21 protein-coding genes and 1 pseudogene are annotated in these 25,855 nt (G+C 61.6%); 8 read left to right on the forward strand and 14 right to left on the reverse strand.

The window, feature by feature from the left end; all coding sequences use genetic code 11:
• Positions 1 to 66: 66 nt before the first annotated feature.
• The 3 genes from AB8A23_RS19155 to AB8A23_RS19165 all read right to left on the reverse strand — a co-directional run bounded on the left by AB8A23_RS19155 (position 67) and on the right by AB8A23_RS19165 (position 5,681).
• Complete coding sequence (locus AB8A23_RS19155; protein WP_439058537.1) at positions 67 to 594, reverse strand: hypothetical protein; 528 nt, start codon at positions 592 to 594, stop codon at positions 67 to 69.
• Positions 595 to 705: 111 nt separating this feature from the next.
• Positions 706 to 1,491 carry an ImmA/IrrE family metallo-endopeptidase gene (locus AB8A23_RS19160; RefSeq protein WP_439058536.1) on the reverse strand — a complete coding sequence of 262 codons (786 nt, stop codon included), beginning with the start codon at positions 1,489 to 1,491 and terminating at the stop codon, positions 706 to 708.
• Between the two features lie 446 nt (positions 1,492 to 1,937).
• Entirely contained in the window at positions 1,938 to 5,681 is a 3,744-nt protein-coding gene (locus AB8A23_RS19165) for a vitamin B12-dependent ribonucleotide reductase (protein WP_439058535.1), read from the reverse strand.
• Positions 5,682 to 6,435: 754 nt separating this feature from the next.
• Here AB8A23_RS19165 and AB8A23_RS19170 point away from each other — a divergent pair.
• Positions 6,436 to 7,335: a DMT family transporter gene (locus AB8A23_RS19170; RefSeq protein ID WP_068736749.1), complete on the forward strand. Its 900-nt coding sequence runs from the start codon at positions 6,436 to 6,438 to the stop codon at positions 7,333 to 7,335.
• Here AB8A23_RS19170 and AB8A23_RS19175 read toward each other — a convergent pair.
• A complete protein-coding gene (locus AB8A23_RS19175) occupies positions 7,298 to 7,909 on the reverse strand; it encodes a cytochrome b (RefSeq protein WP_439058534.1) in 612 nt (203 codons plus the stop codon). The two genes, AB8A23_RS19170 and AB8A23_RS19175, sit on opposite strands and share 38 nt — an antisense overlap.
• A 177-nt stretch (positions 7,910 to 8,086) precedes the next feature.
• On the opposite strand from AB8A23_RS19175, the gene AB8A23_RS19180 reads away from it, so the two are divergent.
• Entirely contained in the window at positions 8,087 to 9,547 is a 1,461-nt protein-coding gene (locus tag AB8A23_RS19180; protein ID WP_439058533.1) for a glycosyltransferase family 2 protein, read from the forward strand.
• 3 nt (positions 9,548 to 9,550) lie between these two features.
• Here the strand turns inward: AB8A23_RS19180 and AB8A23_RS19185 are convergent, their stop codons facing one another.
• Both AB8A23_RS19185 and AB8A23_RS19190 read right to left on the reverse strand, forming a co-directional pair.
• A complete protein-coding gene (locus AB8A23_RS19185; RefSeq protein ID WP_089264085.1) occupies positions 9,551 to 10,747 on the reverse strand; it encodes a GAF domain-containing sensor histidine kinase in 1,197 nt (398 codons plus the stop codon).
• Positions 10,748 to 10,947: 200 nt separating this feature from the next.
• Complete coding sequence (locus AB8A23_RS19190) at positions 10,948 to 11,463, reverse strand: BA14K family protein (protein ID WP_093758378.1); 516 nt, start codon at positions 11,461 to 11,463, stop codon at positions 10,948 to 10,950.
• Between the two features lie 287 nt (positions 11,464 to 11,750).
• Between AB8A23_RS19190 and AB8A23_RS19195 the strand changes: the two genes are divergently transcribed.
• Together AB8A23_RS19195 and aspA are read left to right on the forward strand one after the other, a co-directional pair.
• Positions 11,751 to 12,161, forward strand: a complete 411-nt coding sequence (locus AB8A23_RS19195) for an NADH:ubiquinone oxidoreductase subunit NDUFA12 (RefSeq protein WP_089264087.1) — start codon at positions 11,751 to 11,753, stop codon at positions 12,159 to 12,161.
• Positions 12,162 to 12,466: 305 nt separating this feature from the next.
• Entirely contained in the window at positions 12,467 to 13,882 is a 1,416-nt protein-coding gene (gene aspA / locus AB8A23_RS19200; protein WP_439058532.1) for an aspartate ammonia-lyase, read from the forward strand.
• Positions 13,883 to 13,904: 22 nt separating this feature from the next.
• Here the strand turns inward: aspA and aroQ are convergent, their stop codons facing one another.
• From aroQ to AB8A23_RS19220, 4 genes and pseudogenes are all read right to left on the reverse strand, one after another.
• Entirely contained in the window at positions 13,905 to 14,342 is a 438-nt protein-coding gene (gene aroQ, locus AB8A23_RS19205; RefSeq protein ID WP_093758380.1) for a type II 3-dehydroquinate dehydratase, read from the reverse strand.
• A gap of 14 nt (positions 14,343 to 14,356) precedes the next feature.
• A pseudogene (locus tag AB8A23_RS19210) lies at positions 14,357 to 15,638 on the reverse strand (TRAP transporter large permease subunit).
• Positions 15,635 to 16,210 carry a TRAP transporter small permease gene (locus AB8A23_RS19215; protein WP_439058531.1) on the reverse strand — a complete coding sequence of 192 codons (576 nt, stop codon included), beginning with the start codon at positions 16,208 to 16,210 and terminating at the stop codon, positions 15,635 to 15,637. Before AB8A23_RS19215 ends, AB8A23_RS19210 begins: the two are co-directional and overlap by 4 nt.
• 57 nt (positions 16,211 to 16,267) lie before the next feature.
• The gene (locus tag AB8A23_RS19220) at positions 16,268 to 17,287 is read right to left on the reverse strand and encodes a TRAP transporter substrate-binding protein (RefSeq protein ID WP_439058530.1); all 1,020 of its coding nucleotides are present in this window, start codon (positions 17,285 to 17,287) and stop codon (positions 16,268 to 16,270) included.
• A 163-nt stretch (positions 17,288 to 17,450) separates the two neighbouring features.
• Between AB8A23_RS19220 and AB8A23_RS19225 the strand changes: the two genes are divergently transcribed.
• A complete protein-coding gene (locus tag AB8A23_RS19225) occupies positions 17,451 to 18,185 on the forward strand; it encodes a GntR family transcriptional regulator (protein ID WP_068736727.1) in 735 nt (244 codons plus the stop codon).
• Here AB8A23_RS19225 and AB8A23_RS19230 read toward each other — a convergent pair.
• Genes AB8A23_RS19230 through AB8A23_RS19240 form a run of 3 tightly spaced genes read right to left on the reverse strand, consistent with a single transcriptional unit; the run spans position 18,182 to position 20,457 of the window.
• A complete protein-coding gene (locus AB8A23_RS19230) occupies positions 18,182 to 18,673 on the reverse strand; it encodes a GFA family protein (RefSeq protein WP_439058529.1) in 492 nt (163 codons plus the stop codon). The two genes, AB8A23_RS19225 and AB8A23_RS19230, sit on opposite strands and share 4 nt — an antisense overlap.
• Before the next feature lie 30 nt (positions 18,674 to 18,703).
• Entirely contained in the window at positions 18,704 to 19,651 is a 948-nt protein-coding gene (locus tag AB8A23_RS19235) for an alpha/beta hydrolase (protein WP_439058528.1), read from the reverse strand.
• Positions 19,652 to 19,677: 26 nt separating this feature from the next.
• Complete coding sequence (locus AB8A23_RS19240; protein ID WP_439058527.1) at positions 19,678 to 20,457, reverse strand: SDR family NAD(P)-dependent oxidoreductase; 780 nt, start codon at positions 20,455 to 20,457, stop codon at positions 19,678 to 19,680.
• A 225-nt stretch (positions 20,458 to 20,682) separates the two neighbouring features.
• On the opposite strand from AB8A23_RS19240, the gene AB8A23_RS19245 reads away from it, so the two are divergent.
• Positions 20,683 to 21,603, forward strand: coding sequence for a DUF2155 domain-containing protein (locus AB8A23_RS19245; protein WP_093758384.1), 921 nt, complete (start codon positions 20,683 to 20,685; stop codon positions 21,601 to 21,603).
• Positions 21,604 to 21,618: 15 nt separating this feature from the next.
• Here the strand turns inward: AB8A23_RS19245 and aat are convergent, their stop codons facing one another.
• A complete protein-coding gene (gene aat, locus AB8A23_RS19250) occupies positions 21,619 to 22,305 on the reverse strand; it encodes a leucyl/phenylalanyl-tRNA--protein transferase (RefSeq protein WP_439060494.1) in 687 nt (228 codons plus the stop codon).
• 287 nt (positions 22,306 to 22,592) lie between these two features.
• Between aat and AB8A23_RS19255 the strand changes: the two genes are divergently transcribed.
• Both AB8A23_RS19255 and AB8A23_RS19260 read left to right on the forward strand, forming a co-directional pair.
• Positions 22,593 to 23,948, forward strand: a complete 1,356-nt coding sequence (locus AB8A23_RS19255) for an NAD(P)/FAD-dependent oxidoreductase (protein ID WP_439058526.1) — start codon at positions 22,593 to 22,595, stop codon at positions 23,946 to 23,948.
• Between the two features lie 447 nt (positions 23,949 to 24,395).
• Positions 24,396 to 25,841 carry a DASS family sodium-coupled anion symporter gene (locus AB8A23_RS19260; protein WP_439058525.1) on the forward strand — a complete coding sequence of 482 codons (1,446 nt, stop codon included), beginning with the start codon at positions 24,396 to 24,398 and terminating at the stop codon, positions 25,839 to 25,841.
• The last annotated feature ends 14 nt before the right edge of the window (positions 25,842 to 25,855 follow it).

Genomic DNA, 25,855 nt, shown 5'->3' on the forward strand with positions numbered 1-25,855 from the left:
CGTGCTACGCTGATAGGACGAAGGCGTGCACGCTGCGCTAATTCGGCTTACGCTCGCTGTTGAAAGCTAAATGAACTTTTTCACAACGTATTCATACAACAAACTGGCCACTGTGGACGCTGCAACTCCGAATAGGAATGCAATTACTCGCTCAGTCCAGATACTCACTCTTGTTGGTAGCTTTAGAACTCGCCTGACAGAATCAGAATCCAACGCAGCAAGCCCCTTGAGGGTTTGTAGCTCTCCGCTCAGATTTGCTTTGTCTAGCTCTGCTCGCTCTATTTGTTTCGTCAGAAATTCTAAGTCTTGCTTATTTTCTTCTGCGCGTTCTTTGAGTTCATCAATGGCGGAGAGTGCCTCGGTTAGACTGGTTCGTGCTGACTCGATTTTTGCTATTCTTTCGTCAACCGACGCTTCTGTCGCGTCACCAACCAACAGCTTGATGCGGCCCTCTTTGGTCTTGATTCTGACCTCTCCAAGTCCCACTAATCGCATTTGCTTGTTAAAAATAACGACCAAGACATTGACGCCGACTTCGGCAACTAACTTCGCAAATCGCAAAAGCTTTCTGTCAAATTCATTTGGAAAGCTCAAATCTTTAATCCCAAAAAGAGCAGCGAGTAGATCGTAGTAGCGAATCGTACTGCGCTAGTTGCGGAGAAATAGAGTGGCGGACTACGCTTCGCTAAGTCCGGGCCAGGCTTGTTATTCTGCGCGATCACCGTCTTGAAATCGATCATAGATTGTATCGCACGTCTGGCACATAAATTTATGTCCCACGGGGAATACGGTTGGGCGACCGCAGCACGTACATGGGTCACTCAAGTATTGGATCTCTACGGGCCGGTCAGTTGTGCTTCTCTTGAATTCATCTGCAAAAGCTCTGATCTGTTGCCCAAGTTCGGCGCGTTGTTTGGGCCGATCTATCTCCGCGATCAACTCTGCAAAATAAATCTCTGCAGATTGCTGGCTTACCCCAAAGCGGACCGAAATTTCGGTCGCAGAGGATAGAGTTCTGGCAATATCTTCATTTATAAGAAATGCAGGCGCAAACACCTTGGTCTGGTGCTCGGCTGACTCGTAAAATTTCAACCAGCCCGGAGTTTTGTTGCCAATCGTTCGGCGCGCCAATTTTGCGCCGTGAGTCATTGTTTCGTAGTGCATGACAGCGTGACCGAGTTCGTGTGCTATAGTGTTTCTGGCGTATCCGTCGCCTATGTAAGCACGCTGATGTATTGTTCTCTTGATTGAAATATTTATAGTCGTTCCATCGTATGACGTTGTGCCGTCATCCAATGCCATCTCGTTATCTGATAGGATATTGAGGTTGAGTCGCTTTTCGCCATTCACAGTCAGAACCGTGTTGCGCTTTACGCATGCGAGGATATCGATCCTCTCTTCGCTGCCTACGCCATAATAGTCGCGCTGCCTCTTTGCTATCGCGCGCACTTCTGAATTTTTGAGTGATTTAACTCTATAGTCGTCATTCATTTTGTTGGTGTTCCTAAAGCTGCTTGACCCCCACCTCTGCTTTCGAATTTCAAACGTCAGCGCGCGCTAGCAATGTATCGCCGCCCCACTAAAAATAGGGGCGCAATTCCAGAGGTGGAATGGCGCCCCAAATAATTTTCTAGTCTTCTTTACGCACGCCCTTGAAGGGCGTCCCGTCTTTCTTGCCGTCCATAAATCGGCCGGTGTCCGCGTCGCGTTTAGTCCAAGTCTCGGTCTTTGTATTGTATGTCTGAGATCGGTCCTTCACTGCGCCGTTACGGTGTCCGTCGCCTTTGGGAGGGTTTGTTGCCATTTGATCGTTCCTTTCTCATCACTTGCGTTTGATTAAGTCACACTCGAAAAACAACTACACCCTTTACTACCGGTCGCCTTTTAGCCGTGGATGGCCGGGTCAAGCCCGGCCATGATGATGACGTCGTTTGATATCAGCTGCACCCCGTCGTGCTGCCACACGTATCGCACTTCATACACGTCCCATTCCGCACCAGCGTGAAGTTCGAACACTCGCCGCACATGTCGCCTTCGTAGCCCTTGGCTTTCGCTTCGGCGCGGCGTTCGGCCTTGGAGGGCGCGGCGGCTGCGGCGGTGCCCGCTTTGCTCCAGGCTTGCGCCTCGAGTTTTTCGGTCGGCGAGAGCGCGTGCTCGGGCTCGGCGGTTTTGAGGGCCACCGCGGCATCTCCGCTTCCGTGACGGGCGGTGGCGCCCGACGCGTTCAGCGAGGTGACGTTGCCCGAAGCGCGGGCGTCGGTGTTCTCAGCCGGAGCCGGCGCGCGCATGACGACGAGGTTGTCGGTGCGCGAGCGGGTCAGGCCCTTGGAGACATACTTGTTCTGGTCGGCCGGCGCCTTGCCTTCGTCCTCGCCCTTGCCGAGCGCATCGAAGCCCGACTCGGAGACGTCGACATGGCCGAGATCGAAGCGCGACATGTAGGAGACCGCGAGTTCGCGGAACACATAGTCGAGGATCGAGGTCGCGAACTTGATGCTGTCATTGCCCTGCACCGGGCCCGCGGGTTCGAAGCGGGTGAAGGTGAAGGCGTCGACATATTCTTCCAGCGGCACGCCATACTGGAGACCCAGCGAGACGGCGATGGCGAAGTTGTTGATGAAGGAGCGCAGCGCCGCGCCTTCCTTGTGCATGTCGATGAAGATCTCGCCGAGGCGGCCGTCATCATATTCGCCGGTGCGCAAGTACACTTTGTGACCGCCGACGACGGCCTTCTGGGTGTAGCCCTTGCGGCGATCCGGCATCTTCTCGCGGTCGCGCATCACCACGATGCGCTCGACCAGACGCTCGACCACCTTCTCGGAGATCGCGGCGGTGCGGGCCGCCATCGGCTTCTCCATCAGGTTCTCCAGCGTATCCTCGTCCTCGTCATCATCGCTGATGAGCTGCGAGTTGAGCGGCTGCGAGAGCTTGGAGCCGTCGCGATACAGCGCGTTGGCCTTCAGCGCGAGCTTCCACGAGAGGAGGTAAGCGGACTTGCAGTCCTCCACCGTGGCGTCGTTCGGCATGTTGATGGTCTTGGAGATCGCACCCGAGATGAAGGGCTGCGACGCCGCCATCATGCGAATGTGGCTTTCCACCGACAGATAACGCTTGCCGATCTTGCCGCAGGGATTGGCGCAATCGAACACGCTGTAGTGCTCGGCCTTGAGGTGCGGGGCACCTTCCACCGTCATCGCGCCGCAGATGTGCACGTTGGCGGCTTCGATCTCGCGCTTGGTGAAGCCGAGCGCGGCCAGCAGGTCGAAGCCCGGAGCGGCAATGGCTTCGGCTTCGATCTTGAGGGTGTCGCGCAGGAAGTCCTCACCGAAGGTCCACTTGTTGAAGGCGAACTTGATGTCGAAGGCGGTCGGCAGCGCAGCCTCGACCTTCTTCAGTGCTTCATCGGTGAAGCCCTTGGCCTTCAGCGTCGAGGCATTGATGCCCGGCGCGTTGGACAGCGAGCCGTGACCGACGGCATAGGCCTCGATCTCGGCGATTTCGCTCTCGCGATAGCCGAGCACGCGCAGTGCTGCGGGGACGGCGCGGTTGATGATCTTCCAGTAGCCGCCACCGGCGAGCTTCTTGAATTTCACCAGCGCGAAGTCAGGCTCGATGCCGGTGGTGTCGCAATCCATCACCAGGCCGATGGTGCCGGTCGGCGCCACGACGGTGGTCTGGGCGTTGCGATAGCCATGGAGTTCGCCGAGTTCGAGGGCGAGATCCCATGCAATCTTGGCGCGGGTGACGATGTCAGCCTGCGGGCAGGAGGCATGGTCCAACGCCACGGGGGCGACAGCGAGGCCTTCATAGCCGCGGGTTTCGCCATGGGCTGCACGGCGATGGTTGCGGATGACGCGCAGCATATGGGCTGCGTTCTTCTTGTAACCGGGGAACGGGCCGAGCTCCTTGGCCATCTCGGCCGAGGTCGCGTAGCTGACGCCGGTCATGACAGCGGTGAGGGCGCCGCACAGCGCGCGGCCTTCCTTGGAGTCGTAGGACAGACCCATGGTCATCAGCAGGCCGCCGATATTCGCATAGCCGAGGCCGAGGGTGCGGAACTCGTAGGAGAGTTCGGCGATCGGCTTCGACGGGAACTGCGCCATCATGACCGAGATTTCGAGCACCATGGTCCACAGACGGCAGAGATGCTCGTAAGCGTGGATGTCGAAGGTGGCCGAAGCGGTGTCGTAGAAGGTCAGCAGGTTGGCCGAGGCGAGGTTACACGCGGTGTCGTCCAGGAACATGTATTCGGAGCACGGATTGGACGCGCGGATATCGCCCGACGACTTGCAGGTGTGCCAGTCGTTCATGGTGGTGTTGAAGTGCAGGCCGGGGTCGGCCGACGCCCAGGCGGCGTAGCCGATTTTCTCCCAGAGATCGCGGGCCTTGATGGTCTTCATGACCTTGCCGTCCTTGCGGGCGATCAGGTCCCAGGTGCCATCGGTCTCGACGGCGCGCAGGAAATCGTCCTTCAGCGAGACGGAGTTGTTGGAGTTCTGGCCGGCAACGGTGAGGTAGGCTTCGCTATCCCAGTCGGTGTCGTAGATCGGGAAGTCGATGTCCTTGTAGCCCTGCTTGGCGTACTGGATGACGCGCTTGATGACGTTGTCATTGACCAGCGAGCGGCGGGCGAGCTTGATCTCGCGGCGCAGCGCCGGGTTCTTCTCGGGATCGAAGCAGTCGTCGCCGGAGCCTTCGCAATTGACGCAAGCCTTCAGGATCGCCTTGAGGTGCTTCTGGTTCATCTTCGAACCAGTGACCAAGGCCGCGACCTTCTGCTCTTCCTTCACCTTCCAGTCGATATAGGTCTCGATATCCGGATGGTCGGCATCGACCACCACCATCTTGGCCGCACGGCGCGTGGTGCCGCCCGACTTGATGGCGCCGGCGGCACGGTCGCCGATCTTCAGGAATGACATCAGGCCCGACGAGCGGCCGCCGCCCGACAGCTTCTCGCCTTCGCCGCGCAGCTTCGAGAAATTCGAGCCGGTGCCCGAGCCATATTTGAACAAACGGGCTTCACGCACCCACAGGTCCATGATGCCGCCTTCATTGACCAGATCGTCCTCGACGCCCTGGATGAAGCAGGCATGGGGCTGCGGATGTTCGTAAGCCGACTTCGACTTGGTCAGCTTGCCGGTCTTCCAGTCCACATAATAGTGGCCCTGGCCGGGACCATCGACGCCGTAGGCCCAGTGAAGACCCGTGTTGAACCACTGCGGCGAATTCGGCGCGACCATCTGCTTGGCGAGCATGAAGCGCAGCTCGTCATGGAAGGCGTGGGCGTCGGCTTCAGAGGTGAAGTAGCCACCCTTCCAGCCCCAATAGGTCCAGCAGCCGGCGAGGCGGTCGAACACCTGCTTGGACGAGAGTTCGCTGACGAAGCGCTCTTTCTCGGGCAGTGCGGCGAGGGCCTCGGTGTCCGGCACCGAGCGCCACAGCCACGACGGCACGGTCTCTTCCTCGACCTTCTTCAATTTCGCGGCGACGCCCGCTTTACGGAAATACTTCTGGGCCAGCACGTCGGAGGCGACCTGCGACCACGAGTCGGGCACTTCAACGCCTTCAAGCTTGAACACCACGGAGCCATCCGGATTGCGGATCTCGGACGTGGTGTGGCGGAAGTCGATCCCGGCATAGGGCGACTGTCCTTCGGTGGTGTAGCGGCGTTGAATCTGCATCGTGGTCGTGCCCCGTCTTAAGCCCGACACCCCATCTGGCGGCATCGGCGATTTCTGTTAGCGACGTCCGGGTTGCCCCAAATTCGCCGCAGCTTGGCCGGGTGAACCGGTCCTGTTTTCTCTGTGGAGCATGTGCTGGCCGTCATCTCGGCCACCCGGGACTGCCGGGGTCATGCTTCCTTGGATCGGGCTTCCTCGCTGTTGCGGGTCGACCTGATCCTAACGCCTCACCACGCTGTTTGAGCCGGTTTCCGGCCCGTTTTTTAGTGCTCCAAGCGCCGACTTTCCGGCCCGGATTCCAGGACGCAAATCCCCGATCCCGTAGCCTCGACTGGAGGACGGAGCGGTCAATCTGGAACCCGTTTGGGAGCGTCCGACGGGACAAAAAACGACCCGCGCCGAACAGTTCGAAAACTAGGCCAAACCGATCTCACCCGTCAAGGAGTAGTCGGGGTTCCTGAATCAAATACTAAATATGGTGGAAAGGGTGGATAACCAAGGGGGCAGAGCGCGCCTCGATTGAGGTCAAGTATCAGTGAGTCCTCATGGATTCGGAAGTCAAAAATATTTCTAAAACTGTCCGGAATCCGAGCTGCGCCCACTGTTCACAGCCCAACTTTATTTTGTCATCCAGGGATTGCGTTTGGGGGGACTCAGGCGCAGCGGTGGTTGCCGGGCAGGTTCCCTCCACCGGCAGTGGTCAGACCCTTCAACTGCGCGCATGGTCCCGCCGATTCCTCAGCCGGTTCCCTCCATGACAATGCCCAGTCCCCCCGTTTCGCGCGCGCGAATCGCTCCCTTCGGTCTCGTGTTGCTCGCCATCGCGTCGATCGCCTGGGGTCTGAACTGGCCGGTGTCGAAAGCGCTGCTGTCGGAATGGCCACCGCTATCGGCGCGCGGCAGCACCGGCATCGTCGGGGCATTGCTGCTGGCCGGGATCGCCGTCTGGCGCGGCGAGAGTCTTCGCGTACCGCATCATCAATGGTTGCATCTGGTCGTGCTGGCTGGCCTGAACGTGTTCGGCTGGATGGCTTTCGTCGGCTTGTCGCTACTGTGGCTGCCGGCCGGCGAGGCCGCGGTAATTGCGTTCACCATGCCGGTCTGGGCTGCCGGACTGGCCTGGCTGATCCTCGGCGAGCGCCTGTCGATGCAGCGGATCGTGGCCATGCTGATGGCCTTTGCCGGCATCGCCGCGTTGATGGGGGGCGGTGGTCTGGCCGCGAGCGCGGAGAAGCTCCCGGGAATCGCTCTGGCGCTGCTGGGCGGGTTCGGCTTTGCACTCGGCACGGTGCTGGCCAAGAAGTTCGGGCTCACGCTGCCACTGGTGACGTCATCCGCCTGGCAGATCGGGATCGGTTGCGTGCCGGTGCTGTTGCTGGGTCTGATCTTCGAAAGCCCGCATTTTGCAGCACTGACGCCACTGGGCTGGGGGCTGCTCGCCTATGTCGTGCTGGTGGGGTTCTGCATCGCTTACGTCTGCTGGTTCGCGGCGCTTAAGCAGTTGCCGGCCTCGGTGGCCGCAATCGGGACCATGGCGGTGCCCGTGATCGGCGTGGTCAGCTCGGCCATCGCCCTGCGGGAACCGCTCGGCGCCATGCAGATCGCGGCCCTGGTATTTACGCTGGCGGGCGTTGCGCTGGCGACAAGGGGCTAGGCACGGGCGCGTCGCCACCGGGCCACATCCGCTGCAGTTCGGGATGGCCGTCCCAGAACTGATGTTTCAGCGCGGCGGCGATGTGCAGGCCGACCAGTGCATAGAGCGCATAGGACAGCCACACGTGAATGCCGCCGAAGATGTCGTGCAGGCGTTCCTTGAAGGCCGGCTCGATCGACATGATCCAGCCAATGCGTGGCCACTGGAACAGGCCGAACAGGTACATTGGAATCTCGCCGGCCGCCTTCCAGGCGGAATCGTGCATCCAGCCGGACAGCGGCAGTCCGATCATCAGCACATAGAGCGCGAGATGCGCACCATGTGCGGCGGCCTTCTCGGCGGGCGGATAGGTCTCGGGCAGATCAGGCGGCTTGTTGGCCGCGCGCCACAACAGGCGCATCAGCACGAGGCCGAGCACGGTGATGCCGAATGACTTGTGCGCATCGATGACGAACCGGATGTTGTCCTCGGGAATGAGGTTCACGCTCCAGATCAGCGCGACATTGAGTGTGATCAGAACGGCAATCAGCCAGTGCAGGATCATGGCGATGCGGCTGTAACGTTGAATCGGCATTTTCTGTGCGTGCATGGAATAAGTTTAAACAGGATTTGTCTTTTGAGGCATGACGACTTTGTGTGTTCGTCGTGACCGCAATCACGCGCTATTTGATCGCGGCTCCGCAACTCGATCACGATTCACGCGTAGCTCTCGCAGGATCGGTTTGCTCGAACGCGCGATTGAATTGACGGCATGACAATATCCCTTCAGGCGGCCTTCGCCGCCGCATCGCCGCGTATCACACCGCGCCGGATGCCGTTCATCAGCCTGATGATCTATCTCGCCGTACTCGCGCTATGGGCGCTGCTGTTCGGCCGCGCGTTCTTTTTGAACAGCATCTGGGCGTGGTCAGCGGGCATGGTCTATATCGCCTATGACACGGTGCTGATGCTTTATGTGGTGTGGCAGACGCTGCCGCTGGCAGTGTCCGCGCGTGGTCCATCTGGAGCGGTTGCTGCGCAATCGCGTCCATCGGTGGGCATCCTGATAGCCGCGCATAATGAGGTGCTGAATCTGCCAGAGGCGCTGGCCGCCATCGCACGCCAGTCCGATGCGCCGGATCTGATCCTGATCGCGGATGACGGCTCGCGCGATGCAACCGACACGCTCCTCCGTGACCGCTACGGTCTCGCCATTCCGGCCGTCGGCCAGAGCAGCATCGGCCAGTTCGGCAGATCGAGACTGCAATGGCTGCGCCTGCCGCATCAGGGCAAGGCGCGGGCGCTGAACACGGCGATCCTCAAGGCCGATACCGACATCGTCATCACGCTGGATGCCGATACGTTTCTGGCTGATGACGCCATCGCCGAAATGCGCGCGGCCTTTGGCGCCGATCCCGCACTGGTCGCGGCAGGCGGCATTCTCGTGCCGGTCTGCGACGACAGCGCCAGCGGCCGCGTGATGCAGTGGTTCCAGACCTACGAATATATCCGCAACATCATCTCGCGCTTCGCCTGGATGCGCGGCAACAGCCTGCTGCTGATTTCCGGCGCCTTTGCTGGCTTCCGCAGGGAGGCGCTGGTGGCCGTCGGTGGCTTCGATCCGGAGTGTCTTGTCGAGGACTATGAGCTGACCCACCGCATGCATCGCCATGCCGTCGATCACGGTCTGGATTGGCAGTTGCGGATGGTTGGTACGTCGCTAGCGCGCACGGAAGCGCCGTCTCAGGTCATGACGTTCCTGCGGCAGCGCCGGCGCTGGTTCGCGGGCTTCCTGCAGACGCAGTACTGGAATCGCGACATGACCGGCAATCGCCGCTATGGCCGGCTCGGTATGCGCATGTTGCTGATCAAGGCGCTGGATACGCTGCAGCCGATCTACGGCCTCACGGCCTTCGTGTTGCTACTGGCTTTGCTCGTCACCGGCAAGACCGCCATCGCCGTGCCAGTGTTCGGTCTGATCACCGCGAAGATCGTCGCGGATTTCCTGGTCTATCTCTGGACCGTGCATCTCTATCAGCGCCTGACAGGCGGCCGCACGCGGACGAGTTTCGCCGCAGCGGTGTTCGCGGCGATCCTCGAACCGTTTAGTTTTCAGTTGCTGCGTCACGCCGGTGCGGCGTGGGGCTGGATCGCATTCCTGCGCGGCAATAACGAATGGGGTTTTGCGCCCGTTACATTGCCCCCGCGTGAGGCGCCCAATGCGGGCGAGTAGTCGCTAGAGCGGTTTCGCCGCCAACGGCACTTTCACTGTGAAATGCGAGCCGTGGGTGAGGTCAGACTTCACCTCGATCACATGGCCGAGTGCTTCGGCCGTGCGCCGAACGATCGATAGTCCGAGGCCAAGGCCCTCGCTGGCCGGATTGATCTGGTGGAAGGCATCGAAGATCGCGGTGAGCTGTTCGGCGGGAATGCCGGTGCCAGAGTCCAGCACCTCGATGGTCACCGCGTTTGCGTGCTTGCGACAGCCGACCAGCACGCGACCGCGCTCGGTATATTTGATGGCATTGCCGACGAGATTGCCAAGGATCGCGCGCAACATGCCGGGGTCGCTGACCACCTGCGCCTTGCTCGGCACAATGACGAGGTCGAGGCCCTTGGCTTCGGCATGCAGGCGCCAGTTGGCGCTGATCGACTCGAACACGTCAGAGATCGGGAACGATCGCAGGTTCGGAATCCCAAAGCCGGCATCCAGCACAGATGTCTCGGCGAGACGGTCGAGCTCTTCCGCCATCCGCATGCCGGCATCGATGGCATAGCCGAGCCGCTCACGATCCTTCTCGTCGGTCAGCTTGTTGCGGATGCGGTCGATCGCCATGATCATGACCTGCAATGGCTGCTTCAGGTCGTGGCCTGCCACCGCCATCAGGCGACTGATATTGCGCTGAAGCCGATCCGACAGATGCAGCGCCCGGCGGAATTCCATCTGCGCCATGACCTGGCGGGCGAGGGCGGCCAGCACCTCGCGCTGTTCGACCGAGAGCACGCGCGGCTTGTCATCGAGCACGCAGACGGTGCCGAGCGGCAGGCCGTCCGGTGTGCGCAGCAGTGCGCCGGCATAGAAGCGCAAATGGGGCTCGCCGGTCACCAGCGGATTGCAGTCGAATCTTGGATCCTTGGTGACGTCCTCGACTTCGAGAAAACTGTGTTCGAGGATCGCGTGCGCGCAAATCGATTGATCCATCGGCGTCTGCCGCACGCCAAGACCGATCTCCGACTTGAACCACTGCCGGCCGTCATCGACGAGGCTAATGATCGAGATCGGCGTCTGGCAGACATAGCTGGCGATCTTGGTGATGTCGTCGAAGGATGGCTCAATGGCGGTGTCGAGGATGCCGTAGGAGCGCAGCGCCTTGAGGCGTTCGGCTTCATTGGGATGGAGCCTGGCGATCTTCGGCTTGTCTGACGCGTCCACTGAACCTGCTCACACCCGACGTCGACCCATCGAACCGGTAGATAGGTCCACATGTCTACCAACACTACGCGCGAGTTCCCTGAATGTCCCCCGTACGCTGCACCCACGTTCTTAGACCTTGAGACAGCAGGCGCAAACCAGAAACGACAAAAGACGATGCCGCGAGGCACCGTCTTTTGCGTAACGCTTAGATCGTCGTGTTACGGGCAGGCGTGACGCAGGCCGTCATAACCGAGATAGGTGCCCGTGCGGACATTGTACGACTTGTAGGTGCGGATGCAGTAGTCAACGTCGCCGCCGCCGGTGTCAGGAGCGACTTCGACCACATCCGGCGCGTCGTCATAATAGCTGCTGCCGTAATACGGGCTGCCGCCGTAATAGCCGTAGGAATTCCCGTAATAGCTGCTGGCGGCCAGACCGCTGCCAATAATGGCGCCGGCTGCGAAGCCCGGGCCGTAACCGCCGCCACGCCAGCCACCACCGCGCCAGCCGCCGCCGTGATTCCAGCCGCCGCCGCCGGGGCGCTGGCCGCCATGCCAGCCGCCACCTCCGCCACCAAAGCGCTGACCGCCGCCAGAGAACGTGCCGATCGTGCGCGCACCGCCGGGGCCGACGCCCACGACCTTGGTGTTCTGTGCGTAGCTGGGGGTCACTGCGAAAGCGGGGATGGCCACAGCGACGGCTGCTGCGACGCTCAAGATTTTCAAATTCGTCATCATTTGCTCCTGTCTGGGATGCATGTTCAACCCCCTGAAGGGACTGCCGTTCCCTGCCGCCACGCGGTTATTGCGCAACGACAGAATGATGGTCCGGAACTGTATGCGGCATGAATGGATTGCGCCGTTTCTGCGACTGCAGGTACTTTGGAAGTAGGGTTCGGGGGAGGCCCATACGAGGCATGTCACAATCAGTTGCAGGCGGCGATCGGTCGCGGCGGTAACTGGACATTTGGCGGCCCGGATGGCATCAACAGCCCAACGAAAACCTTCGAACGGTTCAAAATATGAAACAGTTTCTGCTGAAATTCTTCACGTGGTGGAGCGGGACGACCTTCGGGACGAACCTGTGGACGTCGCGATTCGGCGAACTGGTCGGCACCGACGAGCAGGGCAACACATATTACCGTACCAAGGGCGGCAAGATCGACCCGACGCTGGGCTTCGAGCGCCGCTGGGTGATTTATAACGGCTATGCCGAAGCCACCAAGATCCCGCCGGACTGGCATGGCTGGATCCACCACACCGTGGACGTGCCGCCGACCGAAGAGAATTATACGCCGCGCGAATGGCAGAAGCCGCATCAGCCGAACCTAACCGGCACGCCCGCAGCCTATCGTCCGTCTGGTTCGACTCTGGCCAGCGGCCGGCGTCCCAAGGCGACCGGCGACTACCAGGCCTGGACGCCGGGCTCGTAACGACTCATCCGTTCTGGACGACCGGTTGTGCGAGCCGCTCTGCGGCGCGCGCGGCCTCGCATTGTTTCCAGCCGCCAGCTTTTGCAGTGAGACCGGCAAGCACGTCCGGCGTGCCGCCTCGGATGAGCCCGCCTTGCAGGGCGGCGCCGGATTGTACTCGATCGACTGGGTTAGAGCGGATACGATATAGCCGTAACATGTGAGTTCGAGATGTTCGGTTTCGAAAGCTCACTGGCATGATCGGGGACGAGGACGGCTGACGAGATCATTCGTCTGTTCACAGCGACAACTCAGGAAAATCCGACATGACCAACGACACGCGCAGTGAGCACGATCTGTTGGGCAACCGCGATGTTCCGGCCGACGCCTATTACGGCGTTCATACGCTGAGGGCCGTTGAAAATTTTCCGATCACCGGGATTCCGATTTCCATCTATCCCGAACTCATCAGTGCGCTTGCCGCGATCAAGCAGGCGGCGGCACTGTCGAATATGGAGCTGGGGCTGCTCGACAAGATACGCGGCGATGCGATCATCGCTGCCTGCGAGGAAATTCGCGCCGGTCGCCTGCATGACCAGTTCGTGGTGGACGTCATCCAGGGCGGCGCCGGGACCTCCACCAACATGAATGCGAATGAGGTGATCGCCAATCGTGCGCTGGAAATTCTCGGTCATGGCAAAGGCGACTACGGGTACCTGCACCCGAACGAACAGGTCAATATGAGCCAGAGCACCAACGACGTGTATCCCACGGCGTTGAAGATCGCGACCTATCACGGCGTGTTTCACCTGATCGATGCGATGGCCGTGTTGCGCCAGGGTTTCGAACGCAAGGCCGAAGAGTTCAAGGATGTCCTGAAAATGGGCCGCACCCAGTTGCAGGATGCGGTGCCCATGACGCTCGGTCAGGAGTTCAGCACTTACGGCGTCATGATCGGCGAGGACGAGGACCGGCTCCGCGAGACAGCACTGCTGATTTGCGAGATCAACATGGGTGCGACAGCCATCGGCACCGGGATCACGTCCCATCCGGACTACGCGCGTCTGGTCTGCCTGCATCTCGTCGCCATCACCGGCATGCCGCTGGTCACCGCTGTAAACCTGATCGAGGCCACGCAGGACTGCGGTTCGTTCGTTCAGCTCTCAGGCGTGCTCAAGCGGGTGGCCGTCAAGATTTCCAAGATCTGCAATGACCTCCGGCTGCTGTCGAGCGGCCCGCGCGCCGGTTTCAATGAGATCAATCTGCCGGCGGTACAGGCAGGTTCCTCGATCATGCCGGGCAAGGTGAACCCCGTTATTCCCGAGGTCGTGAACCAGGTCGCCTTTGAAGTCATCGGTAACGATCTCACGGTGACCTTCGCGGCCGAGGCCGGCCAGCTTCAGCTCAACGCGTTCGAGCCGATCATCGCACACAGCCTGTTCAAGAGCGTCAGCCATATGCGCGAGGCTTGCCTGACACTGGAAAAACGTTGTGTCGCGGGTATCACCGCGAACCGCGAACGTCTCCGTGCCTATGTCGAGAATTCGATCGGCCTCGTCACTGCGCTCAATCCCTATATCGGTTACGCCAATGCCACCGCCGTCGCGGTCGAGGCCCATGCGACCGGCCGCAGCGTCTACGATCTGGTGCTGGAAAAAGGTTTGCTACCTGCAGCGACCCTTGCTGCCATTCTCCACCCCGACGTACTCACCAAACCCCAGAGTATGTTGATCCGCGAATGAAGGCCGCATCGGCCCGGCGCGATCAACGCGTGGGCATCTGCGCGACCGCCAGCATCGCTGCGACGTAGCCGTACGGTCCGAGACCGCAGATCACAGCTGTGGCAGCCTGCGAGAGCACGGAATGGCGATGATACTTGTCGCGCGCGTGGATGTTCGAAATGTGCAGCTCCACGATCGGTCCCTCGAACGCTTTCATCGCGTCGAGCATGGCGATCGAGGTGAACGAATAGCCCGCGGGATTGATGATGATGGCGTCGGCATCCTGACGGGCCGACTGGATGAGATCGACCAATACGCCCTCGTGGTTCGACTGGTGGAACGCCAGCGCCAGTTTGAGTTTGACCGCCTGTTCCTCGCAACTGGCCTTGATCTGGTCGAGCGTGGTGGTTCCGTAGATATGCGGCTCCCGCACGCCGAGCAGGTTGAGGTTGGGACCGTTGAGGATCATCACGCGTTTCATTATCGAACTTCCTTCTAGCCGCCGAGCCACTTCGCCGGCACCATCACGAGCGACGGAAACAGCGTCAGCAGCGCCAGCACCACCAATTGTGCGATCATGAACGGCCAGACGCCGCGCATGATCTCGTCCATGCTCACCTTCGCCACGCCGCACACCACGTTGAGCACCACGCCGACCGGCGGCGTGATGAGTCCGATCGCGTTGTTGATGATGAACAGCACGCCAAAATAGACCGGATCGATGCCGGCCTCGCGGACAATCGGCATCAACACGGGCGTCAGGATCAGGATGGTCGGTGTCATGTCGAGTGCGGTGCCGACGATGACGACGATGATCATCAACACAATCATGAGCAGTGTCTGGTTGCCCATGAAGGGCCGGGCCAGTTCGACGATCTGGCCGGAAATTTCGGCCACCGTGATCAGCCACGACGACACCAGCGCTGCCGCGACCAGGAACATCACCACGGCAGTGATCTGGGCTGAACTGATCAGGATGTTCATCAGCTGCGCCAGCGTGAGCTCGCGATAGACGAACGTTGCCACGATGAAGGAGTAGACCGCAACAACGACGGCAGCCTCAGTCGGCGTGAATATGCCGAAGCGGAGGCCGACGATGATGATCATCGGCAGCATCAAGGCCCAGAAGCCGTCGATCAGCGCGCGAAAGATCTGCGCCAGGCTCTTGGCGCGGCGGGCTCACCGAGTTCTCGTTGCGTGCAACCCACCACCAGGCAAAGCACAGGCTGCCGCCGAGCATCAGGCCCGGCACCACGCCGGCGAGAAACAGTTTTGAGATGGAAACGCCGGCGGCAACGCCGAAGATCACGAATCCGATCGAAGGCGGGATCACCGGCGCGATGATGCCACCGGCGGCGACGAGGCCGGCCGCGGAGGCGCGGTTATGCCCGGCCGCAACCATCATCGGGACCAGCAATGCGCCGAGCGCGGCGGCGTCGGCGACGGCCGACCCGGACAGCGATGCCAGGATGCAGGAGGTCAGGATCGCGACATAGCCAAGACCGCCGCGCAGATGGCCGACAAGGGCGATGGCGAAGTTCAGGATGCGGCGGGCGAGGCCGCCGGTGTTCATGATCTCGCCGGCCAGGATGAAGAACGGCACCGCCATCAGCGGGAAGGAATCGACGCCATTGATGACGTTCTGCGCGATGATCTGGGAGTCGAAGATATCCAGATAGGTCATCAGAGCGACGCCGCAGATGATCAGGGCGAATGCGATCGGCATGCCGATCGCCATCGCGCCGAGCAGCGAGAACGTGAAGATGCTGATGGTCATCGGCGGTCGTTCCCGTTGGCAGGGGCGGGCGCCGCAGGGACATGCTCCTCGGATTCACTGATGGCGATCAGCTCCGACGTGGCGAGCTGGCCGCTGAACAGGCGATAGAGATCATGCAGCAGGATCGGGATTGAGGCGACGCCGAAGACGAGACCTGCGGCGTAGAACAGGCCGACGGAGAGACCGGAGGCGGGCGCTGTCGTGTCCCAGTTCAGCACCGTCTGTTTCCACGAGCCTTCGGTGAGCAATACAGAGGCGTAGAGCATTAGCGTATGGCTGAGCGCGTAGCAGATCTTACGGCCCATCGGCGACAGCAGCTTGACGAAACTGTCGACGCCGAGATGGGCGTGTTCGCGGAGGCCGACGATGGCGCCGAGAAACACCATCCAGACGAACAACCAGCGCGACAGCTCCTCGGAAATGGCGATGCCCGAGTTGAAGACGTAACGTAGAACCACATTGCCGAATACCAGGACCACCATGGCGGCGAGCAACACCGCCATGACGATTTTGATCGACGGGTAATAGGCTTCGACGATCCTGCTTGTCGCAGTAGTTGATGAAGCGGGCATGGATGCTTTCGCAGTGAGCGTGGGGTCGCCGCGTAGTGACGGTTGGTGATGCGCGGCTCAGTCCTTGTGAACGCGCTCAAGTTCGCTGTTGAACAGCTTGACGATCTCCTGATCGTAGTCGGCGGAGAATTTTGCCGCGATCGGCTTGGTCTTGTCGCGCATCTTCGCAAGCTCGGCCGGAGCGATCTCGTTGACCTCCATGCCCTTGGCCTTCAGCTCGCCGATGGAAGCCGCTGCGGCATCGCGGCTGACCTTGCGCTGATAGTCGCGGGCCTCGTTGGCGGCATCCTGCAGGATCTTCTGCTCGTCCTTGGAGAGCTTGTCCCAGAACACCTTGCTCACCAGGATGATATTGGTCGAATAGGTGTGGTTGGTGACGCTGAGATATTTCTGCACCTCATAGAACTTGTTCGACAGGATCACCGAGAACGGATTTTCCTGGCCGTCCACCGTGCGTGTTTCCAGCGCGGTGTAGAGCTCGGAGAAGCTCATCGGCACCGGATTGGCGTTGAACGCCTTGAAGGTCTCGAGATAGACCGGGTTCGGGATCACGCGGATCTTGATGCCGTCGAGGTCTTCGCCCTTGGTGACCGGGCGGCGGCTGTTGGTGACGTTGCGGAAGCCGAGATCCCAGTAGCCCAGACCGATCAGACCCTTCTCCGGCAGCTTGGCAAGCAGGGCCGAGCCGAGCGGGCCGTCCAGCAGCGCATCGGCCTGCTTCGGCGTCGAGACGATGAACGGGAAATCGATCAGCCCGTAATCCTTGACGATGCCGACCAGCGAGGTCGTGGCCGGCGACTGCATTTCCTGCGTGCCGGCGCGCAGTGCGGATTGCTGCTGCATCTCCGAGCCAAGCTGGTTGGCGGGATATTCGCGCACCTTCATCTTGCCACCGCTCTTGGCCGCGACGAGTTCGGTGAACTTCTGCACGCCCTTGCTGACGGGATGATCGGTGTTGTTGAGGTGACCCCAGCGGATGGTGCGCTCCTGCACCTGCGCGGATGCAGGGCCGCCTGCGATGGCGAGGGTGGCGGCGATGGCGGCAAGCCAGACGGCGGACTTCGAGTGTGCAGACATGTTGAAGCTCCCTTGGATGGTATTTTTACTTCTTGGCGTCACCGTCATCTACGACAAAACAAAAATCAACCGATATTTTACATTATCTATGATGATTTGTGTCTGAGGCGCGGGGTGATGTATGGTGGCGCAGCGCGACCATTCCTCGTCACCAGGACCTTTCATGCTGGATACCCCCATTGCGGACCGCGCCGGAGAGACCGTCGGCGACAGCGCCTATCGGCGCATCCGCAACGACGTGATTTTCGGCACGCTTGAGCCCGGCCAGAAGCTGAAGCTGGAGAAGATGAGCGTCGCCTACGGCACCAGCGTCAGCACGCTGCGCGAGACTCTGAACCGATTGTGCTCGGAAGGCTTCGTCGTAGCCGAAGGCCAGCGCGGCTTCGAGGTCACCTCGATCTCGGCCACGGAATTCCAGCAGATCGCCGAATTGCGCGAACTGCTCGAGGGCCATGCCATCGAGCAGTCTTTCAAATCAGGCGATCTCGATTGGGAAGCGCTGGTGGTCTCGGCTCATCACAAGCTGTCCGCCATGGAAAAGGCCATGCTGGCTGGCGACAAGTCGAAGACCGAGGCCTGGAAGCAGTGCGACTGGCAATTTCACCGTGCGCTGATCGCGGCCTGTGGATCGCAGGTCCTGCTCGATGCGCTGTCGGCGGCTTACGACAAGTATCTGCGCTACCAGATGCTCGCCGTCGTGTTTCGCGGCGAGGTGGCCGCGGTCGAGCATCGCGAATTGATGAACGCCGCCCTGGCACGGGATTCCGCGAAGGCGCGAAAATTGCTGCACACCCACATCCATGACTGCGTGAAACATGCGCTTGGCAATTCGGACTGGCTGAGACCGGCTCCATCGCGGCAGCAGACCATCCAGCAGCGCAGGAAGCCGAAAACCTAGAACGGCTCGTCGCTGGGAGTCCGTTTCTTCTTTCTTCCCGGACGTTCCCAGACGACGCCCGGAAAGCCCTTGAGCGGAACCAGCGGTTCGCCGGTGTAGGTCCACTCCTGCAACTCCTCGATTCCGATATGATAAAGCGGCTGCCGGCCGGTGCGGCTTTCGAACAATGCGCGGGGAATGTTGACCATATGCGGCGAGCGGGCGCGCTCGTAAAACACCGGCGTGCCGCACCGCGCGCAGAAGCTTCGCGCTGTTCCCGACGCCTTGTCTTCGAAGCGTGTGATCTCCGCTTCGCCTGCGGTGACGCGGAAACGCTTGCGCCAGCTGCCGACATAGGTGGCGTAGGCGGCGCCATGCGCCTGACGTGTTGCGCGGGAATGATCGTGCCACGCCCAGCGCGCCGGAAAATCGATTTCGAACTGAACCGTGCCGCACAGGCAATGGCCCCTAACCGGACCGCCGGGCGCGATCTTCTCCGGCTTCTTCATCGTGATTGCTCCCGGGGCGCCGCCAGCGCGCTAGCCCAACCCTTTCAGCCATTCCCCCATCTCATGGAGCGCGGTGTTCGCCTTCGGCAGGATCTTGCCCATGGTGATGAAGCCGTGGAATTGCCCGGGATAGGTTTTGTAGGCCACGGCGACGCCGGCGTCCGACAGGCGTCTGGCATATTCGTCGCCTTCGTCACGCAGCGGATCGGCGCCGGCGGTCAGCACATAGGCCGGCGGGAGGTCCTTCAGGTTCTCCACGCGGGCAGGTGACGCCCGCCAGTTGTCCACGTCGGCCTTGCCCGTGAGATAGTGATCGGCGAACCAGCGGATGACGTTGTGGGTCAGGAGGCAACTCGTCTCCGGTTCGCTGTGAGAGGGATGGCTCATGCGGAAATCGGTGGCGGGATAGATCAGCAACTGGCCGGCGAGCTTTAGCCCGCCATTGTCCCGCGCATCGATGGCCACGATGGCGGCGAGATTGCCGCCGGCGCTGTCGCCGCCGACGCTGATCTGCTTTGCATCCACATTGAGCTGCACGGCATTGTCGGAGATCCAGCGCGTTGCGGCGATGGCGTCGTCGATGGCGGCGGGAAACTTGTGCTCGGGCGCGAGGCGATAGTCGACCGAGATCACGATCATCTCACCTTCATGCGCAAGAATGCGACACACCACGTCGTGGCTATCGAGATCGCCGATCACCCAGCCGCCGCCATGGAAGAACACCAGGCATGGCGACATGCCGTCCTTTTTCCGTAGGGTCTTTGGTGTGTAGAGGCGCACGGGAATAGTGCCGGCCGGGCCGGGCACCGTCATGGATGTCACCGACGCCAGTTCCGGCGGTTCGGGATTGGCGACCGGGCGCGCTTTCAAATACCACTCGCGCGCTTCCTGGGGCGAGATCGTCTCATAGGGCGGACGGCCGGCATCGCGGAAGACGTTGAGGACGGCGGCGGCATCGGGATCGAGGACAACGGGCATGTGATCTGCTCTTGGTTTTTGGATGTTTAGGCGGAGGTGCGGCCGCCATCGACGGTGTAAGCGGAGCCGGTGACGTAGCTCGCATCGTCGGAGGCGAGGAAGGCCACGATCGGCGCGACTTCCCGGGCGAGGCCGAGCCGGCGCTGCGGCACGCGATCGACGACCTTGTCCACAGGGGCAGGCGCTCCGCGGCCGACGCGGGCGTCCACAATCGCGCTCAGCATGCGGCTGTCGATCAGGCCGGGACAGACGCAGTTCACGCGCACATTGGTGCCGGTGCATTCCTGCGCCGCGCTCTTGGTGAGGCCGATGACGGCGTGTTTGCTGGCGCTGTAGACGGCGACTTCGGCCGAGCCGATCATGCCGGCGATGGACGCGGTGTTGATGATCGAGCCCTTGTTGGCCTTCAGCATCACTGGCAGCACGTGCTTCATGCCGAGAAAGACGCCGACCACATTGACGTCGAGCACTCGCCGGAAGTCGGTGAGCGACATCTTCACGATGGGCGTGATCGTGCCTTCGATGCCGGCATTGTTGTAGAAAATGTCGATGGTGCCGAAACGTTTCACCGTGGCGGCGACATAGCCGATGACGTCTTCCTCGCTCGTCACGTCGGCGGTGAGAGCGAGCGCTTCGGCGGAGGCGGGGAGTTCTGCGACGGCGCGCTGCAACGCGCCGGCATCGCGATCCACCGCGACGATTTTGGCGCCGCGCGCCGCCAGTAGCTGGATGGTCTCGGTGCCGATCACCCCGGCCGCGCCGGTAACGACGGCGATTCTGCCGTCCAGACGGATTCCGTCAGTCATCTTGAACGTTCTCCCCATGCTCCGGTTTGTTCCGGATTGATGGCTGGTCGCGTATCGCGCGCCTGCCTGATGTGGACTATTTCACGGGGAGAATGACCTGACCAGCCGGGCGGTATGGGGAGCAGGGTGCCCTTTCGCCGCCGCATTCGGCGTGTTAACCGGAGGCGATTACGCGGCCATTCTCCTACAATGTCGCGAGCCTGATTCTCGATTGAGCCGCGCCGCATGTTGCGAACCCTGACCATTGCCGGATTTGCGGCCCTTCTGGCCGCCACCTCACTGTCGCCTGCACCTGTGCAAGCGCAGTTCGGTCCGCTGTTCGGCGACACGCCGCCGCGCCCGCCCGGGGCCGTGCCGCGTGGCCAGCAACCCCCGCCGCCCATGGACGACGAGGAAGAGGTGCCGGAACTGCCGCAGGGCCGTCTGTTGCCGACCCGTCCGGGCATGGGCGCACCGCCGCCCGGCGCCGTGCAGTCGCAGCCGCTGGCGCCGCCGCCCGGCAGCAACACCACTATCGTTCCGCAGAACCCGCCGGGGCAGGGACAGGCCCAGCAGCCGGCTGCGCCAGGGCAGCAACAGCCCGGCGTCGCCAACGCGCCGCCTGCCGCCACTCCCGGTGGCCGTCAGCCGCCGAAGGTGGCGCCGCCGACGCCAGCCACGCTGCAACCCGGCGATGAAGTCGTTACCGAGCCGCCGGCGCAGAAGATCGTCAACAAGAAGGCGAGCTTCTCGGGCCTCGACAAGATCACCGGCCGCATCATCAATTTCGACGCTGACATTGGCGAGACTGTGCAGTTCGGCGCGCTCCGCGTGAAGACCGATGCCTGCTACACGCGTCCGGCGACCGAGGCCGCGAATACAGACGCCTTCGTCGAGGTCGATGAAATCACCCTGCAGGGCGAGGTGAAGCGGATCTTCTCCGGCTGGATGTTTGCGGCCAGTCCGGGTCTGCACGGCGTCGAGCACCCGATCTACGACATCTGGCTGACCGATTGTAAGCAGCCGGAAGCCACGGTTGCGACGACACAGCCCGACGCCCCGCGTGCGCCGCCGCCGGCCCAGAAGCGTGCGCCGCCGAAGCAGCAGCCGCGCGCCCAGCAGCAGCCCCTGCAGCCGCCACCGGGCTTCCCGGCGTTCCGGCAGTAAGCACTACGGCGCGTCTTAAGAGGCGGCGTTCCGTCCCGCGATGATGTCCAGCATCGTCGCGCCCTTGAGCGGGAAATCCATCGGCAGTCTGTCGAATTCCGCAATGCCGTCGAGCGACGCGTCGAGCAGCTTGCGATAGCGGGCCCGCGGCACTTCCTGTGCGCCGAAGCTCAGCAGGTGATCGGTGACATATTGCGTGTCGAGCAGCTTGAAATCGCCGGCGATCAGCCGGGCGACCAGATGCACCAGCGCCACCTTCGAGGCGTCGCGCGCATGATGAAACATGCTCTCGCCGAAGAACGCGCGGCCGAGCGAGACGCCATAGAGCCCGCCGGCCAGCGTGTCGTCCTGCCAGATTTCGACGCTGTGCGCGTGGCCCATCTCATGCAGCTCGCCATAGAGATCGCGGATACGCGTATTGATCCAGGTGTCCTCCCGGCCCGGCTTTGGCGCAGCACATTCGGCCATCACGCGCTTGAAGGCGGTGTTGACGGTCACGGTGAAAACATCGGAACGCACCGTGCGGGCGAGGCGTGAACTGATGCGAAACCCATCCAACGGAATGACGCCGCGCTGCTCAGGCTCGACCCAGAACAGGCCGGGATCGTCGGCGCTTTCCGACATCGGGAAGATGCCGCAGGCATAGGCGCGCAGCAGCAGTTCGGGCGTGACCTCGGAAGAGGCGGAGTCGCGTGAGCTCATGCGGCCAGCATAGCAGGCGGAGGCGGCGCGGGCGACGGTCTCGGCGCTCAACAGGCGCTGAGCGGATTGAGGGTGCCTCGGAGGATCGGAATCACGAACCAAGCAATGCTTATGCCCGGCATTTGGCTTACTTATTGGATCGGTCCTGGTCGCGCAGGGCACACTGACGCCAACGCGGGCTGATCAATCTGGAACCGCTCAACAACCGGCCTGGCGCGCCCGATTGTTGCTTGATTGTTCGGACGACGGGCATAGCTATCAGGATGCAGGCAGGGAGCCTGTTCACCATGACGAATATCGTGACAATCGACGGCAAGGCATCGACCAGATCGACAACGCCTCATCGGGTGGTCGTTGTCGGTGCCGGCTTCGGCGGGCTGGAGACCGTGTATCGGCTGACTGGCGCCGATGTCAGCATTACCATTGTCGATAGCCGCAATCATCACCTGTTTCAGCCGCTGCTGTATCAGGTCGCGACCGCATCGCTGGCGACGTCGGAGATCGCCTGGCCGATCCGTTATCTGTTGCGTGGACGCAAGGATGTGACGACATTGCTCGGCACCGTGACCGGCGTGGATGCGGGGGCGCGCCGGGTATTGCTCGATGACGGGCAGGCGCTGCCCTATGACACGCTGGTGCTCGCCACAGGTGCCGGCCATGCCTATTTCGGCCATGATGAATGGGAGCCGTTCGCGCCGGGCCTCAAGACGCTGGAAGACGCGACCACGCTGCGCCGTCGTATTCTCACGGCCTTTGAGCGTGCCGAACGCGAGAGCGATCCCGTCAAGCGCGCGGCGCTGCTCACCTTCGTAATTATCGGCGCCGGACCGACTGGTGTCGAACTCGCCGGCACCATCGCGGAGCTCGCGCGGGTGACGCTGCCGGAAGATTTTCGCAATATCAATACGCGCGAGACGCGCGTGGTGCTGATCGAGGCGGGGACACGCGTGCTCGCTGGATTTCCGGAGGATCTGTCGGCCTATGCGCAACGCTCGTTAGAGAAGCTCGGCGTTGAAGTCGCGCTCGGACATGCCGTGTCCGATTGCAACATCGATGGCGTTGTCTATGGCGACAAGGCACTCGGCGCCAGGACGATCATCTGGGCGGCAGGCGTGCGCGCGTCGCCGGCTGCCGAATGGTTGGGCGTTGCCGCTGATCGCGCCGGACGTCTGCAGGTCAACCCGGATCTTACAGTGCCGGGTCATCCCGAGATATTCGCTGTCGGTGACACCGTGACCATTGCTGCTCCTGATGGCAAGCCGGTACCTGGCATTGCCCCGGCAGCAAAGCAGGAAGGGCGCTATGTGGCGTCAGCAATCAAACAACGTTTGCGTGGTGAGACGCCCGCACCGTTTCGCTATTCGCACGACGGCAGTCTCGCACAGATCGGCAAGAAGCTCGCCGTGATCGACTTCGGCCGCGTCAGGCTGCGCGGCGCGCTGGCGTGGTGGATCTGGGGCATCGCCCATATCTACTTCCTGATCGGGCTGCGCAATCGTCTTGCCGTTGCGATCAACTGGCTCTGGATCCACACGCTGGATCAGCGCGGCGCGCGGCTGATCACGCAGGGGCGTGCCGTGGTCGATATCAAATCCGTGCCGTCGCATAGCGGCGAGGAAAAGCGCGTCAGTTCGGCGCGCTGAAATCTTGGGGCGGTTGCCAGGGCGGTTTGGCAAAAATAGACGCCATGGATGCCGCCAAGCGTGGGCCGCGGCTGATCCAGCCTGAGAGCGTTGCCTGACTGTGCGCCCACAGGCCGAGCTACGCGCACGCAATGTGCTGGTGATCGGCAGCTTCACTCATAATCAGTCGTCGGCTTGCTCCCCATGCGTTGAAGAAAACCATCCGATAGACCGGCATTTCCCGCCGCTCCATGTCGCGTTCGGAGCTGCCGGCGCAACGCCGCGCGTAACCGGCTGCATGACAGCGCGACGTTTGCTGCGGATGCGAAAGGAAAGAGAGGCGCGCTCTAAGATGGTGATACATGCGGCGCAGATCGCGTTGGCGGTTGCTCGCCGGGCAATAACTGGTGTTACGTTGCCGGACGTATTGTCGCAGGTACGGCGGCTCGGTTCGCCGGGGGAGAAGCTGTGTCGCTGAGCTGGAAGAAGATTGCACCTCTCGCTGTCTGGCTGGTGCTGTACGTCATCCCGATTCCGGCAGGGCTTGTCGCCAATCAGTGGCATTATTTTGCCGTTTTCGCTGCGGTGATTACCGGCCTGATCCTGGAATCCATGCCCGTAGGCGCGGTCGGTCTGATCGGTCTGACCTTTGCGGGCGTGATGGGATATGTCGAACACGATCCCAACAAGTCGCTGCGCTGGATGCTGAGCGGATTCTCCGAAAGCACGGTGTGGCTGATTGTCGGCGCCTTCGTATTCTCGACCGGCTATCGCAAGAGCGGTCTTGGCAGGCGTCTGGCCTTGCTGCTGGTTCGCAGCCTCGGGCGCAACACGGTGGGACTGGGTTACGCCGTTGCGCTGTCCGATCTCGTTCTCGCGCCAGCGACGCCATCGAACACCGCGCGCAGTGGCGGCACGGTCTATCCGATTGTCAGCAACATCCCGAAGATCTACGGATCGGAGCCGGGTCCGACAGCCGGCAGGATCGGAACCTATGTGATGTGGACCGCCTTCGCGGCGACCGCTGTCACGAGCTCGATGTTCCTCACCGCGCTTGCGCCCAATGCGGCTGCTCTGAGCATCGCCAAGAAGATCGTGAGCGTGGACGTCGGCTGGTCACAGTGGTTCATCGGCTTCGCGCCGCTCGGCGTGCCGCTGATTTTGCTTCTGCCACTGCTGAGCTACGCGATTTGCCGACCGGAGGTGAAAGAAAGCCCGGAGATCGTGGCGTGGAGCGCGAGCGAACTCGCGTCGATGGGGGCGTTGTCGCGCAGTGAATGGATCATGGCCGGACTGGTCGTGCTTGCGATGTTCCTGTGGATCACCGGATCCAATCCCGACATCTCGCTGCCGGGCGTCGGTTCGAACTTCATCAATGCGACCATGGTGGTGTTCGTTGTGATCTCGCTGATGCTCGTCACGGGCGTCATCACGTTTTCCGACATCATCGCCGAGAAGGCTGCGTGGGAGGTGTTTTTCTACTTCACATCGCTGCTGACGTTGTCATCCGGCCTCAACGACATCGGCTTCATCAAATGGGCTGCCGCCGGCCTGGCGGCTCCACTCGCCACATTCAGCCCGACCATTGCGATGATCCTGCTGGTCTCGATCTTCTTCTGGATCCACTATTTTTTCTCGAGCATTACGGCGCACGCGGCGGCGATGCTGCCTGTCGTGCTGGCGGTGGGGTCGAGCATTCCCGGAATCCCGATGTCGACTCTGACACTGCTCTGTATCTATTCTCTTGGCCTGATGGGCGTGATCTCGCCCTATGCCACCGGACCGGCACCGATGTATTTTGGCAGCGGTTATATCGGCAAGGCCGACTTCTGGAAGTTTGGCCTGATCTTCGGGTTGATCTATTTCGCCGGCTTGCTGCTGGTCGTAATGCCCTGGCTGCTGATGATCAACTGAGCCACAGTCCAAGG

It is taken from the genome of Tardiphaga sp. 619_E2_N8_4, assembly GCF_051810905.1.
In the GTDB taxonomy this organism is placed as follows: Bacteria; Pseudomonadota; Alphaproteobacteria; order Rhizobiales; family Xanthobacteraceae; genus Tardiphaga; species Tardiphaga robiniae.